The 615-nt window shown below is 76.4% G+C and carries 1 protein-coding gene; it reads right to left on the bottom strand.

Annotated elements, in window-relative coordinates; genetic code table 11:
- Positions 1–19 precede the first annotated feature (19 nt).
- Positions 20–615: alpha/beta fold hydrolase (locus P1P75_RS41875; protein ID WP_319265361.1), on the bottom strand; the 596-nt coding region annotated here is incomplete at its 5' end.

The raw sequence follows: 615 nt of genomic DNA, 5'->3' as shown, positions 1-615 counted from the left end.
CCCCCGAATCCCCGCCCCCTCACCACGCCAACTGCGCGATCTCCTCCACCACCACCGCGCACGCGTCCGCCACCGGATCGATCAGCGGGAAGTGACCGACGTCCTCCAGCAGCGTCAGGCCCACCACCTCGCCCGCCTTGGCCGCCGCGTCCGCGTACGACTCGGCCACAGCCTCAGGTACTACGAGGTCGGTACGGCCCTGGACCAGAGTCGTCGCGATGCCCGTGGGCAGCAGCAGCGCGGGGTCGGCGTACGGCCGCCGTTCCCCGAAGTGAGCGTCACCGCCGAGGAGTTGGCGAGATGCCCCGCCGCACACGGCCAGCTTGTCCGCGACCTCGAAGTCGGCGATCGGCGCGAGGGCGACGACGCCGCGCAGCGGGGGCGGCCCGTCGACGCGCCAGGGGGCGCCGACCGGCAGGACGTGCCGGGAGGCGGCCCACAGCGCGAGGTGGCCGCCCGCCGAGTGGCCGGTGAGGACCGTGCGGCGCGCGTCCGCCTGCGGCAGGGCCTGCCGGGCGAGGGCGGGCAGTGCGTCCAGCGCGGCGGCGACGTCGTCGAAGGTGTCGGGCCACCGGCCCGCGACCGCCGCCCCGGTCCCGTCCGCCACCCCACCTC

Source organism: Streptomyces sp. ID05-39B (assembly GCF_033794725.1).
GTDB classification, from domain to species: domain Bacteria; phylum Actinomycetota; class Actinomycetes; order Streptomycetales; family Streptomycetaceae; genus Streptomyces; species Streptomyces bobili.
Note: the sequence above shows the minus strand (reverse complement) of the source record. Positions and strands in the feature narration are given on the sequence as shown.